Source organism: Paractinoplanes atraurantiacus (assembly GCF_900215205.1).
GTDB classification, from domain to species: domain Bacteria; phylum Actinomycetota; class Actinomycetes; order Mycobacteriales; family Micromonosporaceae; genus Actinoplanes; species Actinoplanes atraurantiacus.
This window is the reverse complement of record NZ_OBDY01000050.1, coordinates 25638-41453: the sequence shown is the minus strand read 5'-3', so window position 1 is coordinate 41453 and position 15816 is coordinate 25638. Positions and strand designations below refer to the sequence as shown.

Below are 15816 nucleotides of genomic sequence, written 5' to 3'. Positions count from 1 at the left end.
GGACGTGCACGTCGTTCTGGACAATGCGTCCACCCACAAAACCCCGGCGATCAAACGCTGGCTGGCCGCCCACCCACGCTTCGTTTTGCACTTCACCCCGACGAGCTCTTCCTGGCTCAACCTGGTCGAACGCTGGTTCGGCGAACTAACCACCAAAAAGCTGCAGCGCGGCACCCACCGCTCGGTGCGCGAACTCAACAAAGACATCCGCGCCTGGATCGAGACCTGGAACGACGACCCCCGGCCCTACGTCTGGACCAAGACCGCCGACCAGATCCTCGAATCCATCAAGCGATACTGCACACGCATTAACGACTCACGACACTAGGTGGACGGCACGCTGGGAGCGGTCGGCGCCGGCCTGGACGGGCTGGCCCTGGTGTCGGATCCGGTGGGCGCGCTGTTGCAGTACGGCATCGCGTGGCTGATCGAACACGTCAAGCCGCTCTCGGAGGCCCTCGACTGGCTGGCCGGCAACCCGGGCGCCATCGCCGGTCACGCGCAGACCTGGCGCAACGTGGCCGAAAGTCTGCGCACCGAGTCGGACGAGCTGACCCGGGCGGCGCGGTTCGACCTGAGCGAATGGCAGGGTGCCGCTTCCGACGCGTACAGCAAATGGGTTGAGCAGCGCGACCAGTCGCTCCAAGCGCTGGCCAGGGCCTCCGACACGATGGCGCTGATCACCGAGGGCGCCGGGCTGCTGATCGCCACGGTGCGGATGATGGTGCGGGACGCGGTCGCCACGGTCGTTTCCAGGCTGATTGTGTACGCCGGTGAGCTGCTGGCGTCGCTCGGCACAGCCACGCCGCTGGTGGTCGAGCAGGTGACCACGTTGTGCGCGTCCTGGGCCGCGAAGATCGCGCGCTGGCTCAAGGACCTGATCTCCAGCCTTCGCAACCTGGGCACGATGGTGCGCCGGCTCGGCGAGATCATCCAGGACCTGATCGCCCGCCTGCGCGGCTCCCGAGGCCTGGAGAAGGGCTTGTTCCGCGAGGGCGACGGCATCGCCCGCAACGGCAAGAAGATCCTGATGAGCCGCGACAACGTGCTGGCGCTGGCCGAGAAGTACGGCATCGACATGGAGGACGTGGCCCTCACCATCGACAAGTTCCGTCGCGGCGGCGGGCCCGGCAAGGAGTTCTACGGTGTGACGATGCCGGACGGCGAGATCAAACTGGCCCGGGACGCGTTCATGGACGAAGAGCAACTGGCCCGCACGCTCGCGCACGAGCGGTTCCATCTCGACGAGCTGCGCGACGGGCTACCGTTCCCGTGGACCGAGGAGGCCCGCAAGGCCTACGAGGCCCGGGCGTACGCCTACGAGGAACGCTGGTGGCAGGAACACAAGCACCTTCTTGAGGGGGAATGAGATGACGGAGGCCGAGCGCCGCTGGGAGTCGTGGTATCAGGCCTTCAGCAAGGTCTACGAGGCTTTCCCGCAGCCGATCGACGTCCCCTGCCCGGAGGGCGACGGCGGCCACATTCAGCTCACGTTCTACGGCTATCCGGACAGCCGGACCGGCTCCATCACCGCATGGTGCGACCGCTGCCGTCACGGCATCTGGCTGGGCCGTGTCGGCATCCCGGCCGGCACCGAGCGCTACCCGTTCGACAGCCGCCCCGAGGGCCGGCCCGAGATCACCCTGATTCCTGAGGCCTGAAGCCCTTCATCAGAGCCTGGCCGGTCGCGCTGTCGAGTCCCATGGTCTCGTCCGTCGCTTGAGCGAACTGCCGCGCCAACTCCTGATCGGCCGCCTTCACAGCGGCCAGAATCTGCCGGGCCGTGGCGGCCGCGGGCTGACGGCGGATCTCCTCGTCGAGCCGCAGATCGACGATCTGGCCATTCGACCCGAGCGTCACCTCGACGATCCCGTCGCCCTCCCGCGCCGTGGCCGACAGCCCGGCCACGCGCTCGGTCAGCGCTCGAGCCTGGGCAGCGCGCTCCTCGAAGCCCCGCTGCCGCTCCTCGATCCGCTCCACCGCCAGCCCGTCCAACGGCTCATCCATCACGGTCTCACGCTAAGAGACGCCGTCAACGCACCCGTTCGGCCTTGAACTGCATTCGTGGGCTGGCGTAGAACTCCTGGGACTCCACCAACTGCAACTCGCGCTGGCCGGAGCGATATGTCGTCTCAATCAAATCAAAGACGCTTGACGCCGTACGCTCCAAAGCCATCGCCGCATCCTTCGTGGCCACGTAATGCGCCGTGAACAACGCCGCCGTCACATCACCCGAGCCGTTCGCCTTGAACGGCAGGTGCGGGGTGTTCACCAACCAGGCGCCGGCCGGGTCCACGACCAGCATCTCGATCGTGCCCTCCGCGCGGTCGGGGCGCTCCACGCTCGTCACCAGCACCGTCGACGGCCCCATTTCGCGGGCCAGATCGGCCGACGCCAGCGTCGACTCGATGCTCGCCGGCTCGGTGCCCGTCAAAAAGCCGAGCTCGAACTGGTTCGGAGTGATGATGTCGGCCACCGGCACGACCCGGTCGCGCAGCAGTTCCGGAATCTCCGGTGCCACGAAGCAGCCCGACTTCGCATTACCCATGACCGGGTCGCAGGCGTAGACCGCCGCCGGATTGGCCGCTTTCACCCTGCGTACGGCATCAATAATGACGTCGCCGATGCCGACGCCGCCCTGATAGCCCGACAACACCGCGTCGATCTGCGGGAACACGCCCCGCTCCTCCACGCCCAGCAAGACCGAAGCCACGTCCGCGGGCGGGATCAGCGGGCCTCGCCACGCCCCGTACCCCGTGTGGTTGGAGAAATTGACCGTATAGACCGGCACGACCTCGACGCCGATGCGCTGGAGCGGGAACACGGCCGCCGAATTGCCGACGTGGCCCCAGGCGACCGCCGACTGGATGGACAGAACCTTCATGCCTCCAGCCTAGGGACCCGCCCGCCGCGATGTGTTCACGCCCCATCTATTGACGCTTTTAAATCAAACCCGAGAAGATCAGCCATGCGTCTCGTACGTCTCGGGGCCGTCTCCGGCCTGGCCGCCCTCATGGTCCTGGTCGCGGCCTCCCCCGCCCTGGCCGACCCTCCCCACAACCTCCCCCAGAACGCCGGCGGATACGAACAATCGTTCTCCCCCGCCTACGACTACGACACCGACGGCTGTTACGCCGTCCCCGCCATCGGCCCCGACGGCACCCTCAACGGCGGCCTCAACACCACCGGCGCCGTCAACGGCTCCTGCCGCGACCAATGGGACCTCGACAATTCACAGACGTACGCCCGCGCGAAATGCAACAACGGCTGGTGCGCCATCGTCTACGCCAGCTATTTCGAAAAGGACCAGGCCGTAGCCGGCAGCGGCTTGGGCGGCCACCGCCACGACTGGGAACACGTCATCTCCTGGGTCAACCAAACCTCAAACCAGGTCGAGTACGTCACCACGACCCAGCACAGCTCGCAGGTGACCTACACCCGTTCCCAGGTACGTTTCGACGGCAGCCACCCGAAGGTCGTCTACCACAAGGACGGCGCCTCGACCCACTTCTTCCGGCTGGCCAACAGCAACGACGAGCCCCCGGAGAACCACTACCACAATTGGCGCTACCCGGCTCTGGTCGACTGGAACGGCTACCCAACCGTCACCCTGCGCGACAAGCTGATGGCCGCCAATTTCGGCTCGGCCACCATCAAAATCAAGGACGGCTCCTTCGAGTATTTGCTGAACGCCGCCAAGCCGTCCGGCATCCCCTTCAGCCCGTACGCCTGAAAGCGACTCCGAACGACCGACCCCGCCGGCCCCAGCCTCGCCCTAGGTTGGGGCCGGCAGGCCCTTACGGGACCGAATATCCGCAACCCACGCCGACGCCGCCACCGAAAAAGCGCAGCCAGCTGCCGTGGATTCTCGGTGGTGTAGGTGCCGTGCTCATTCTTTGCGTCGGCGGCACGGTGATCGCCGCAGTCTCCAGCGGCGATGCCAAGGACAGCTTCGAGGAGGGCTACGCAAAGGGCGCCGCCGCCGCGCAGGCGTCCGCCCAGCAGACCACGCCCTCGACCCCAGCAGCGGCCGCGACTACAGCCGCCGTTCCCGCCCAGCCCGCGGATCTGCCCACTTCCGCGCCGCCTACCACAAAGGCGCCCACAACAAAGGCGCCCACCACAAAGGCGCCCGTCACAAAGGCGGCTCCAGCTAAGATCAAGGTGCCCAGCGGCGTAGGACTGGACTATCAGTCCGCACAGGACCTGCGGCGTTCGGCCGGGCTCATCGTCGCTCCCGCCAAGGACGCCACCGGAGCGCATCGCCTGCCGGTCATCGACGCGAACTGGGTCGTCCTCGCGCAGGATCTGAAGCCCGGCTCCACGGTCGAGTCCGGGTCTCTCATCACCGCCACGGTCAAGAAGTACAGCGACGACTAACCGGCGTACCCGAAGATCCTCGCGGCGAGGTCGGCCATCACCTCGCTGGCCCCGCCGCCGATGCCGAGGATGCGGGAGTCGCGGTAATGCCGTTCCACCTCCGACTCGCGCATGTAGCCCATTCCGCCGTGCAACTGGACCGCCTCATCGACCACGTATTTGCACGCGTCCACCGCCGCGTTCTTCGCCAGGCACGCCTCCCCCGCGACCATCTCGCCCGACGCGTGCCTCAGCGCCACCCGGCGCGTATATGTCCGGGCCAATTCGATGCGCTGCCTCATCTGCACGAGCTTGTGCCGCACCACCTGCCGCGCCGCCAACGGCTTGCCGAACGTGGACCGCTCGCGCGTGTACTCCACCGTCAGGTCCAGGCATCTCTGCGCCACCGAATACGCGTGCACCGCCACGATGATGCGCTCCGGCACGAACACCTGCGCGATCAGCGGGAACCCTTCATTCTCGGCGCCGATCAAATTGCGCGCCGGCACCCGGCAATCGGCGAACGACAGTTCCGCCGTGTCCGAGCAGAGCCACCCCATCTTGTCCAGCCGCCGCGACACCCCGAATCCCGGCGTCCCCTTTTCCACGACCAGAAGACTCAACCCCGAGGCCCCAGGTCCGCCTGTACGCACGGCAGTCGTCACGAAATCGGCCCTCGTACCCGACGTGATGAACATCTTGGCCCCGTTGACGACGTACTCGTCGCCGTCCCGCACCGCGGTGGTCCTCAGCGACGCCACATCCGACCCCGCATCCGGCTCGGTGACGCCGAGCGCGCACACCTTTTCCCCCGCCAGCGCCGGCCGGACGAAGCGATCGATCAGCCCACCGTCCCCCGAAGCCACGATGTGCGGCAGCGCGATGCCATGCGTGAACAGCGCCGCATGACACCCCGACGACCCGCCCGCTTCCAGAAACGCCTCGGCCGCGACCACCGCATCGACGGTGTCCCCGCCGTCACCGCCGTGTTCCTCGGCGAACCCTATTCCGTACAGTCCCGCCTTGGCCGCCCGCCGATGCAATTCCCGCGGTATCTCGCCGTCCCGCTCCCATTCGCCGAGGTGGGGCACGATCTCCCTCCGTACGAATAACGCAGTCGCTTCTCGCAACGCCGCCCGCTCAGAAGTCTCGAAAGGGTCGTCATACATAGCCGGACCTCCCGTGCACCGCGCGCTGCCCGGCCGGGCAACCCTGACGCCGGCGACCGCAACGATCGTCGCACCATAAGTACCTTCGAGGCCATGCAGTACGCCGTTCATTCCGCCCGCCGCCCGGGCGTCACCCGCGACCTTCCCTACGGGCCCGAGGATCTGCTCTGGGTCGCCAACTCAGCGACGCTCATCTATGGCGAGCGCGACGCCGTGCTCATCGACACCTACACCACGATCGAGCAGAACGAGACTCTCATCGAGTGGGTCCGCTCCTTCGACCGGCGTCTCACCCACCTCTACATCACGCATGGCCACGGCGACCATTTCTTCGGCGCCGGGCAGATCGCCAAAGCCTTCCCAGGTGTACGGGCGGTCGCCACCGAAGCCACCGTGCGCCTCACCGCATTCCAGGGCGGCCCGCAGTACCTGAACGACTTTTGGGAACGCCTTTTCCCCGGCCAGATCCCCAAACCGCTCCAACTGCCCGAGCCCTTGGCCGGCAGCACCCTCGACCTCGAGGGAAGCCCGCTGGAAATCGTCGGCACCGGCTATTCCGACACCGAGAACACCACCGCCCTCTGGTCACCCGATCTGCGGTTGCTGGTCGCCGGCGACGTCGCCTACAACGACATCCACCCCTACCTGGCCGAAACCACAGCCGAGACCCGGGAGCAGCGGGCCGCCACCGCCGACCGGCTGCGCGGACTCGACCCGGCCGCCGTGGTGGCCGGCCACAAAAAGCCCGATCTCCCCGACGACCCGGCCATCCTCGCCCAGACCGCGGACTACCTGCGCACGTTCAACACGCTCGCCGAACAGACCACCACAGCCGAGCAACTGTACGGCGCGATGCTGAAGCGCTACCCGACCCGCGCCAACCCCGGCTCGCTGTGGGGCGGCGCGAAAAGGGCGAAGCCGCGGACCTGACCCGGCCGGTCGTCTCGCGGCAGTGGGCGGCTGAGTTGAGACGACCGCGGCCCGCCCCGTTGTGCACGGGACGGGCCGCAGTCTTGCGAAACGGAGTTAGCGGATACGGGTCGGATCGCCGCCGAGGCGGCCCAGGTTCTTCACTGTCTTTCCTTTGTTCGCCTTGACGCCGGCGGGGCTGGCGGTGCCGCCCAGGCGGACGATCATGGCGTCGGCGTCGCGGAGCAGGGTGTCACGGATGTCGGCGGCCGGGGCCGCGTCGGTGACCGCCTTCTTGAAGGCGTTCAGCTCCTTGATGGCCTTGTCGTCCTTGCCGTCCGCCTCGGCCTTGCGGGCCGCGTCCAGCTTCTTCGACAGGTCCTTGTGGGCCTTGGCCGAGAGCCGGCTGGTCGCCTTGAACCGGTCCAGCAGGTTCTGCATGTCCCGGAACGAGGTGGTGACGTAGAACTGCACCGTGGTCGTCGTGCGGTTGCCCGCCTTGTCGACCGCGGTCGCCGTCAGGTCGTGCAGGCCCAGCGGCAACTCGTACAGGGCCAGCAGCGCCCCGTTCGTGTACGCCTGGCCGTTCAGCGTCGCGCTGGTGCTCTGGACGCCCGAGGTCGGGTCGACCGCCTGCCACGAGATGCGCACGTCCTGGCTGTCGCCGTAAAGCTGACCGTGGGCCACACCGGACACGAGCAGTGTCGGCTTGGTCCCGTCGATCCGTACGACCGCCGACTTGAGGGTTTCCGCGTTTCCGGCCTTGTCGGTGGAGCGGTAGAGCAGCTCGTGCTGCCCGTCACCCTTGATGTCCACCGGCGAGGTGTACGGGGTCCACGCGCCCCCGTCCAGCGACCACTCCAGCTTGCCGACCCCCGACCCGGCGTCGGCCGCGGTGAGCGTGACCGGGATGGCCCCGGCGTGCCAGCCGTTGTCGTTCGCCGGCGCGAACGCCGCCGTCGTGAGCGGCGCCGTGGTGTCGATCTTCACGGCGACCGACTTCGCCGCCTCCACGTTGCCCGCCTTGTCAGTCGACCGGAACCGCACGTCGTGCGAGCCGTCACCGGTGACCACGACCGGCGCGGTGTAGGCGGTCCACGTGGTGGCGTTGTCGACCTGGTATTCCGTCTTGTCGACGCCGGAGGCATCCGTCGCGGTCAGGGTGACCGTGACGTCCCCGGTGTGCCATCCGTCGACCGGAGTGCCGGAGACCGACGCCGCGGTCACCGGAGCGGTGGTGTCGGAGTTGGCGGCGGTCAGACGGAAGTACTCGAACGCCACCGTCTTCGGGGCGGCTTGCGAAGTTCCGATGCTGTAAAGACCGACCTTCGACACGGCCGCGTTGGTCAGCGCCGGGAACGACGTCCACGTCGTACCGTCCGCCGAATAGGACGCCGTGTAGGTGTTGCCGGCCTTGGCCAGCCGCAGGTGCCACACCCCCGACGTCAGGTTGCCGGACTGAGGCTGCGGATCCTGCACCGCCGCCCCGATCTCGCTGCGGAACTCGATGCGCCGGCTCACCGCCTGCCCGGCCTCGTTGTCGACGACGAAGTCGAGCTTCACGTAGTTGTCGTCGTCGCCGTAGACTATCAGACCGGCCTGTTGGTACCGCTCGTTCAGCGCACTCCCGTCGACCTTCGTCTCCACCGTCCAGTCGCCGGACGGCGCCTTCTGCAGAATGAAGTTCTTCGGCGCGGTGTTGCCCGTGCCGTAGATGTCACCGGTTGGTGTGTCGATCCGCAGGGCCCCGTCGGCGATGCGGTACGCCGTCGAGTCTCCGCGGACGATCGCGTTCCAGCGGCACGGGTCCAGGGCCGCGCCGGTGAACTCGTCCGACGGCGCGGCGGGTTCCGCCGGCGCGTCCGGTGTGATCTGGAACCAGTCGACCGCCGCGTTCACCACCGGCGCCGTGGTGCCGCCGTTGAGCGCGAACACACCGACCCGCGGGTTCACGATGCCGGCCAGCGCGGCCGCGCGGCCGACCGCCGTGAAGTTCTGCCCGTCGACCGAGGCCTGGGCCGTCAGGTTCGTCCCGTCGCTGATCAGCCGCAGGTAGAAGGTGTCACCGACCGGCGCCGACGTGCTGTCGCCGCTCTCGTTGCGCGGTGTTCCGGCGGTCTCCCGGATGAACTCGACCGTGCGGGCTCCGTTGAACAGCAGATCCAGCTTGGCGTAGTTGTCGTCGTCGCCGTAGACCAGAAGCCCGGCCTGCTGGTAGTTCGCGGTCACCGGCAGCGTGATCTTGGTGGTGGCCTGCCAGGCCCCGCTCGGCGCCGGTTGCAGCACCAGGTTGGTGGCGTCGTTGCGGGCGCCGTAGAGGTCGCCCACCATGGTGGGCAGCTTCAGCGACCCGTCACCGACCGAGAAGGTCTGGTCCTCCCGGACCACCGACCACCGGCTGCGGTCGAGGCTGGAGCCGAGGAAGTCGTCCGAGCGCGCCCCGAAACAGGCCGTGTTCGGCGCTTCGACCTTCACCGGCACATTGGTGTACGCCTTGGCGCCGCGCTTGTCGGTCACGGTCAGCGTGGCCGTGAAGTTGCCCGGCGCCTGGTACGTGTGGGTCGCGTCGAGGGTGTCGGCCTTACCGCCGTCGCCGAAGTCCCAGGCGTACGTCAGTGGGGTGTCCCCCTCGGCGTCGGTCGCCGTGCCGTCGAAGGCGACGGTGACCGGCGCCGTGCCGCTCGCCGGCGTCGCCGTGGCACTCACCGTGGGCGGCGCGTTCTCGGTGACGCCCCGGCCGAGGAAGTCCATCCAGTTCACGTTGAACAGCGACCCCGTGCCGCCGCCCGGGTCCTGGGCGACGAAGAACAGTGACTCGGTGTCGGCCGCGGTGACCGGAACCGTGACGTCCACGTAGGTCTGCCATCCGCCGGTGCCCGGCACGGTCGCCGTGGCGACCAGCGGACCGTCGGCGGCCCCGGACCGGATCTCGATCTGGCCGCCGGACGCGGCCGAGGCCGCCCGGAAGCGGATCGAGTCGACGCCGGTCAGGCTGGCCGGGTCGAGCGACCACCAGTCGCCGTCCTCGATGAAGCCGATGTTCTGGCCGCCGCCGGCCGGATCGCTGGCGGTCTCCCGCTGCACGCCGGCGTCGCCGCCGCCGGTGCTGCCGGCCACCCGGCCGGTGCCGGTGTAGTACTCGGCCTGCTTGCGCTTGGGCTGCAACTGCTCGATGGCCCGGCCGGTGAGCGCGGCCGCGCCGCCCTCGCCGCCGTTGTCGGTGTAGGTGGCCTCGAAGACCGCGAAGACGTCGGCCTCGGCGCCGTGGCCGGCCGCGAGCGCGGTCTGCACGGTGCCGGTGCAGCCGGTGTGCTGCTCCAGCGGGTGGGCGTGCTCGTCGTGGCCGAGCAGCACCTGCAGCTGGATCCGGTCGCACTCGATGGTGCCGTCCTCCGGGTCGGTCACCTTGATCGTGTACTTGACCTGGTCGCCCCAGTCGAAGAAGCCGCCGTCCGGCGGGAACTCGATGGACACCGTCGGCGCGGTGTTGCCGACCGTCACCGGCACGTTGGCCACCGCCGTACGCCCCTTGGGGTTGGTGACGGTGAGCTGGGCGTTGTAATTACCGGCTTTGGTGTACGTGTGTGTGGGGTTGGCCTCGTCCGAGGTGCCACCGTCGCCGAACGTCCAGGCGTAGGTCAGCGCGCCGCCGTCCGGGTCACGGGAGCCGGCGCTGGAGAACTTCGCGGTCAGCGGCACCGGCCCGGAGGTCGGTGTCGCCGATGCCGCGGCGATCGGCGCTCGATCCCCGGCCACGTAATCGATCCGGTAGACGCCGGAGTCGTCGTTGCTGCCGCCGAACCCGCTGCCCCACTCGATCATGTAGAGCGCGCCGTCCGGGCCGAACTCGAAGTCCATCGGCCGGATGAAGCTCATCCCGGTCAGCAGCTGGTTGATGTCGACCAGCGACTTGCCGTCCGCGGAGACCTGCATTGTGTACATCTTGGACTGGTTCCACTCGCCGAACATGGCCTTGCCGTCGTAGTAGGCGGGCCACTTGCGGTCGGAGCTCAGCGCCGCGTCGTACCGGTAGACCGGTCCGCCCATCGGCGCGCCGCCGCCACCGATCTCGGGGAAGCGCGGGTTGCCGCCGTAGTCGTAGTCGACGGTGGCCGCGATGGCCGGCGGCAGGTCGGTCAGGCCGGTGTTGTTCGGGGAGTCGTTCTTCGGGGCCGCGCAGTCGAACTTGGCGCCGCTCGGCCCGGACGGGAACTGGTAGTCGTTGTACGCGTAGTTCGCGCCGGTGCAGTACGGCCACCCGTAGTTGCCGGCCTTGCCGACGATGTTCCACTCCACGGTGCCCTCAGGGCCCCGGTTGGGGTTGGTGGTGCTGGCGTCCGGCCCGTAGTCGCCGACGTAGAGGGTGCCGGTTTTCGGGTCGGTGCCGATCCGGAACGGGTTGCGGAAGCCCATCGCGAAGATCTCCGGCCGCGTCTTGGCAGTGCCGGGAGCGAAGAGGTTTCCGGCCGGGACGGTGTACGACCCGTCGTCCTCCGGGTGGATCCGCAGCACCTTGCCGCGCAGGTCGTTGGTGTTGCCCGCGGAGCGCTGGGCGTCGTAGTCCTGCCGGCCGGCCCGCTCGTCGATCGGCGTGTACGCGTCCGACTCGAACGGGTTGGTGTTGTCGCCGGTGGCCAGGTAGAGGTTGCCGTCGCGGTCGAAGGTCATGCTGCCGCCGGCGTGACAGCAGGTGTTGCGCTGCGTGTCGACCTGGAGCACGACTTTCTCACTGGCCACGGCGATGGTGTCGCCGGTGACCGTGAAGCGCGACAGCAGGTTGCGGGGCGTCCCGTCGTTGCGGGCGTAGTACAGGTAGACCCAGCCGTTGGTGGCGAAGTCCGGGTCGAGCCGGATGCCGATCAGGCCGTCCTCATTGCCGGTGAAGACATCGAGGTCGACCGCGGTGACCGTACGGCCGGTGTCGGGCTTGATGATCTGAACGCGCCCGTCGCGCTCGACGTAGAAGACCCGGCCGTCCTTGGCGATGTCCAGCTCCATCGGGTTGCTCGTGTTGCCGTCGAGCGAGACCTTCTCGAAGCTGCTGGTCAGCGAGGCCCCGCAGTCCGCGTCGGCCACGCCGGCCGCGGTCTGGATGCCGCCGAGCAGATGGGCCAGGAACTGCGGATCGGCGAACGACTCGTTGGTGTGGCCGCCGCCGGTGTACCAGGTCCGGCCCCCGTCGTAGTCGCGGCACCAGGCGGTCGGGTGGTCGGAGCCCATCGCGCCGGTGCCGGGGCTGTAGCTGGTCTCGTCGAGGGTGGCCAGCACGTGCACCTTGCTGCGGGGGTTGGTGCGGAAGTTGTACCACTCGTCGAACCGCGGCCAGGTGTCCGGCAGGTGGGCGGTCGAGGGGTGAGCGTGGTCCTCGACCTTGACCGTGGCCTGCTGGTTGGCCGGGTGGTTGTTGAAGTAGGCGCCGACCAGCTCGCCGTACCAGGGCCAGCTGTACTCGGTGTCGGAGGCGGCGTGGATGCCGGCGTACCCGCCGCCGGCCTGGATGTAGCGCTCGAAGGCCGCCTGCTGCCCGGCGTCCAGAACGTCGCCGGTGGTGGAAAGCCAGACGACGGCCCGGTATTTGGCCAGGTTGGCGTCGGTGAACGCGGCCCCGTCCTCAGTGGTGTCGACGGTGAAGCCGTTGTCCTCACCGAGCTTTTTGATGGCCGCGATCCCGGCCGGGATGGAGTCGTGCCGGAACGCGGCGGTCTTGGAGAAGACGAGAACCGAGTACGGATCGGCCGCGGCGGCGGCCGGCGCGGCAGCGGCCTGATGTGGAGCTGTCAGAAGGGCACACAACAACAGGGCAGCCGTGATCAATGCACGGAAACTTCGACGGGGCACAGGGTCTCCTTGTGTCCTGTTAGGTCGGTCCGGCCCGCCGAATAGCCATCCCGCAAAGATTTGTTTATTCCTTGGACAAATCTCGGCCCTTGGCCACGTTTCAAGCAAGAGCCCAGCGTGTAACGGTTCGGTAACTGAAGGTCAACTAGGCATCTCCTCAACCGCGAGGCGGACCGCCTCGGCGGGCGTCGCCGCCGGCCGGACGGCGCCCCGCCAGGACGTCGAGACCTCATAGCCGCCGCCCTCGCACCAGATGGCGACCTGGCCGTTCTCGCGCGCCTGCACGAACCGGCTGGTCTCCAGGAAAGGGAAGGCGGCGATCATCGCCCGGATCGTGCTGCCGTCCCGCCAGATGGCGGCGGCCCGGGCCAGCTGTTCCAAGTCGTCGCTGCCTCCCCACAGCCAGGGATGACTGCCGACGCTGATGTGCATGAAGAACAGGCGCTGGTCGCGCACCGTCTCGAGGTCTATCCGGCCGCCCTCCACCGGGATCGAGGCGCTGTTCAGCCGGAAGAAGCCGTCGGGCCAGGAGATCTCGTCGAGGTCGGCGCCCGCCCGCCGGGCCGCGTCGCGCCAGGCCGGTCCCAGGCCGCCCCGCTCGGCGAGGTCTGGGAAGAGGCGGGTGTCGAGCGGTGACACCGATTCGTCGCTCACGAGCCCTGCACTCCGCCGCGCTGGCGGCCCGCGACCGCCTGGGTGGGCGTGGTGACGCTGCTCGGCGACGTCGCGATGACGGCGATGGCCAGGGTGTTGCGGCCGTTCTGGCGTAGCGGGCCGGCCGGCAGGACGAAGTCGGTCTGCGGGCCGATCTCCGCGCCGTACTGGCCGAGTTGCCAGCCATTGAGGTAGACGACGGCTCGGTAGCCGGCCGGCGGCGGGCCGGCGAAGCGCAGCACCACCGAAGTGTCCTGTCCGGACGGCAGATCCAACTGGAACGCCGTGCGCAGCCAGGTGACGCCGGCCGGCACGGTCGTGCCGGCGGACGGCCAGTTCCGGTCGGCGTAGCCGGGGGAGGTCCAGCCGGCCCGCTCGCCGTAGAGGCCGCCGTTGTTCAGGCCGCCGCGCACCGGGTCGATCGCCGCGGTGCCCTGGATCCGCCACGTCACCGGCGCCGCCGAGCCGTTGACCCGGGCCCCGACGAGACCACGGGGCTGGCGGAACCGGTTGTCGTCGGCCGTCCAGTCGTCGTTGTGGCCCATGTTCTGCACCAGCACCGACAGCACGGCCGGGCCGCCGGGCTTCAGCAGACCGGCCGGCACCGCGAACTCGCCCGCACCGGGCGACGGGTTGGCGGGCGCGTCGGAGTCGGCTTGGACGCCGCCGGCGGCCGAGCCGAGATAGCGCCCGTTCAGCCAGACCAGGTAGTTGCCGCGCTTGCCGGTGATCGCGTTGAGCGACACCGACGTCTCGCCGCCGGTGGCGGTGAACCGGCCCCGGTACCAGACGCTGCCGGTGTGGAAGCCGTACTCGTCGCTGAACAGCACCGGCTGGGTGAGCGGAGCGAACGGGCTCAGGCTGGACGTCTTGTCGGCCAGGGCCCAGCGGGAGTCGTCGAAGCCGGGAGCGGCCTCGGGCGCCTCGGCGTGCTGCCGCCAGCCGGTGAGCGCCGGCAGGGCGACCGGCCGCGGCCCGGGCAGGCGGCCCAGCAGCGATCCGCTCGGCGTGCGGCGGGTGGGGACCCGCTCGCCGTTGACCGTCACCGCGCGCCCGCCGGTGAAGACCTCGACCGGCCCGGCCGCAGCGGTGTCAGCGCGCAGCGCCAAAGTCCCGGGCCGAGCGGTCGCCGAGCGCAGCAGTGCTGTGCCACGCACCAGGACCGGGCCGGCGGCGGTGTCGGCCCGCCAGAACGACGCCGCGGCCTCGGACGTGCCGAGCAGGAGCAGCAGCGGCCGTCGCCCGCCGCCGTCGATCAGCACCCGGGCCAGCCCGGTGTGCGTGTAGTCGAGCCTGAGATGACCGGCATCGAAGGTTGTGGTGACTTGGCCTTCGAGCACTGTCACCCGCGGCCTCGACGAATAGCGCAGCACGGTCGCGCCGGGCGCGTCCTGGTTGCCGTGGAGCACTGCCACGTCCCGCCCGCCGATCGTCTCGTGGGTCAGGATCTCCGAGGTGGACGCCACGAGCCGCTGGCCGCCGAGCGCGTACCCGCCCACCAGAACCTTGGCGTCGTGCCCGGCGAGCGTCACCGGAAAGGCGTAGGGACCCCAGTCGAGGGTGCTCGACACGGCCGCCGTCCCCGGGTTGCGCACCAGCACGAACTGGGCGCCGTCGTCCGGGTTGGCCCGCGCCAGCGTCTCCAGCCCGGCCGCGGCCGGCGCGGCCACCGGATCGGTCCGGGTGAGTGAGCCCGCCACCGCGTGCAGGAAGTAGCCCTGCCGCTTGTACTCGTCGTATTTCGCGGTGAGCTGCCGGGTCTCGGTGATGGCGGCGCCGTAGTCGTACGAGGTGTAGACGTCGTTGGGCTGGGCCAGCCAGCCCCAGTTCGTACCGCCGAAGCCCATGTAGTGACTGAAGGCCGTGGCCCCGCTGGTGATCAGGTTGCTCTTCGGGAAATACCGGGTGTACGCCACACCGGTGAGCTCGCGGCAGGCCTCGTACCCGGCGTTGTTCACGTCGATCGCCCCCGCCTGATATTCGGCGGCGAACACCGGCACGTCGTCCCGCACCCGCTCGGTGATCCCGGCGCCCCACGCACCCCACACGGTCGCCGCGTTGCCGCAGTCGAAGGACTGCGGATAGTCGTCCACTCCCGGTATCTGCACGGCGCCGGGCCCCGAGGCCCACGTCGAGGTCCACGACGCCGCGTCGCAGCACAGGTTCGTGGTGATCGGGACGTCGATGCCGTGCCCGCGGGCGGTGTCCTGAAGGTCCTGCATGTACGCGGCGTCGGTGTTCACCGCGTACTCGTTCTCGACGTTGTAGAGCAGCACCGACCCGCCCCGGGTGATCTGATGCCGGGCGATGATCGGGTTGATGTGCCCGAGCCAGTCCCGATAGGCGGCGGTGTAGCCGGGCGCGCTGCTGCGGGCCCGCCCCGGCACGAGCTTGAGCCACCCGGGAAAGCCGCCACCGCTGGTCTCGGCGTTGATGTACGGGCCGGGCCGCGCGATGACGTACAACCCCACCTGCTCGGCCGTCCGCAGCAGCCGGTCCACGTCGCGTACGCCACTGAAGTCGTAGACCCCCGGCGCCGGTGAGTGGAACGCCCAGTCGAAGTAGACCGACACGGCGTTGAACCCGGCCGCCTTCTCCTTCTCCAGGATGTCGCGCCACAGTTCCGGGCTGGGCAGCCGGAAGTAGTGGAACTCGGCCGCCTGCACCAGCACCCGCTGCCCGTCGACCATCAGCGAGTGTTTGTCATAGCTGACCCGATGCACCGGTTCCGCGGCCGCCGGCGCACCGGCCGGCCCACCCCCGGCCAGCGCCAGAGCCAGAACGAGCAGGATGCGACCGACCTTCATGCCGAGCCTCTCCACGCGCACGACGCGTCACCCGATGGGAGCGCTCCCGCATCATAACCATTGAATGACGTCTATGGGTT

Annotated in this window: 12 protein-coding genes; 6 read left to right on the top strand and 6 right to left on the bottom strand. The window is 69.0% G+C overall.

Going from position 1 to position 15816, the window contains the following annotated elements:
* From CRP55_RS49725 to CRP55_RS49715, 3 genes are all read left to right on the top strand, one after another.
* A partial coding sequence (locus tag CRP55_RS49725; RefSeq protein ID WP_179855701.1) for a transposase occupies positions 1–328 on the top strand: 328 nt, incomplete at its 5' end.
* Positions 329–1369 carry a WXG100 family type VII secretion target gene (locus CRP55_RS49720; RefSeq protein ID WP_097329119.1) on the top strand — a complete coding sequence of 347 codons (1041 nt, stop codon included), beginning with the start codon at positions 329–331 and terminating at the stop codon, positions 1367–1369. It abuts the gene before it with no gap.
* Between the two features lies 1 nt (position 1370).
* Complete coding sequence (locus CRP55_RS49715; RefSeq protein WP_097329118.1) at positions 1371–1661, top strand: hypothetical protein; 291 nt, start codon at positions 1371–1373, stop codon at positions 1659–1661.
* On the opposite strand, the gene CRP55_RS49710 is transcribed toward CRP55_RS49715, so the two are convergent.
* Together CRP55_RS49710 and pdxY are read right to left on the bottom strand one after the other, a co-directional pair.
* Positions 1639–1995, bottom strand: a complete 357-nt coding sequence (locus tag CRP55_RS49710) for a YbaB/EbfC family nucleoid-associated protein (protein WP_179855700.1) — start codon at positions 1993–1995, stop codon at positions 1639–1641. The two genes, CRP55_RS49715 and CRP55_RS49710, sit on opposite strands and share 23 nt — an antisense overlap.
* 37 nt (positions 1996–2032) lie before the next feature.
* Entirely contained in the window at positions 2033–2884 is an 852-nt protein-coding gene (gene pdxY, locus CRP55_RS49705; protein ID WP_097329116.1) for a pyridoxal kinase PdxY, read from the bottom strand.
* Between the two features lie 84 nt (positions 2885–2968).
* On the opposite strand from pdxY, the gene CRP55_RS49700 reads away from it, so the two are divergent.
* Positions 2969–3733: an NPP1 family protein gene (locus CRP55_RS49700; RefSeq protein ID WP_097329115.1), complete on the top strand. Its 765-nt coding sequence runs from the start codon at positions 2969–2971 to the stop codon at positions 3731–3733.
* Positions 3734–3885: 152 nt separating this feature from the next.
* Positions 3886–4380 carry a PASTA domain-containing protein gene (locus CRP55_RS52650; protein ID WP_143235522.1) on the top strand — a complete coding sequence of 165 codons (495 nt, stop codon included), beginning with the start codon at positions 3886–3888 and terminating at the stop codon, positions 4378–4380.
* On the opposite strand, the gene CRP55_RS49690 is transcribed toward CRP55_RS52650, so the two are convergent.
* On the bottom strand, positions 4377–5528 hold the full coding sequence (locus CRP55_RS49690; protein ID WP_097329113.1) for an acyl-CoA dehydrogenase family protein: 1152 nt from the start codon (positions 5526–5528) through the stop codon (positions 4377–4379). The two genes, CRP55_RS52650 and CRP55_RS49690, sit on opposite strands and share 4 nt — an antisense overlap.
* A 93-nt stretch (positions 5529–5621) precedes the next feature.
* Between CRP55_RS49690 and CRP55_RS49685 the strand changes: the two genes are divergently transcribed.
* A complete protein-coding gene (locus tag CRP55_RS49685) occupies positions 5622–6458 on the top strand; it encodes an MBL fold metallo-hydrolase (protein WP_097329112.1) in 837 nt (278 codons plus the stop codon).
* Between the two features lie 96 nt (positions 6459–6554).
* Here CRP55_RS49685 and CRP55_RS49680 read toward each other — a convergent pair whose 3' ends face one another.
* From CRP55_RS49680 to CRP55_RS49670, 3 genes are all read right to left on the bottom strand, one after another.
* The gene (locus CRP55_RS49680; protein ID WP_097329111.1) at positions 6555–12275 is read right to left on the bottom strand and encodes a ThuA domain-containing protein; all 5721 of its coding nucleotides are present in this window, start codon (positions 12273–12275) and stop codon (positions 6555–6557) included.
* A gap of 141 nt (positions 12276–12416) precedes the next feature.
* Positions 12417–12929: a hypothetical protein gene (locus CRP55_RS49675; protein WP_097329110.1), complete on the bottom strand. Its 513-nt coding sequence runs from the start codon at positions 12927–12929 to the stop codon at positions 12417–12419.
* On the bottom strand, positions 12926–15736 hold the full coding sequence (locus tag CRP55_RS49670; protein ID WP_097329109.1) for a beta-galactosidase: 2811 nt from the start codon (positions 15734–15736) through the stop codon (positions 12926–12928). Before CRP55_RS49670 ends, CRP55_RS49675 begins: the two co-directional genes overlap by 4 nt.
* Between the last annotated feature and the right edge of the window lie 80 nt (positions 15737–15816).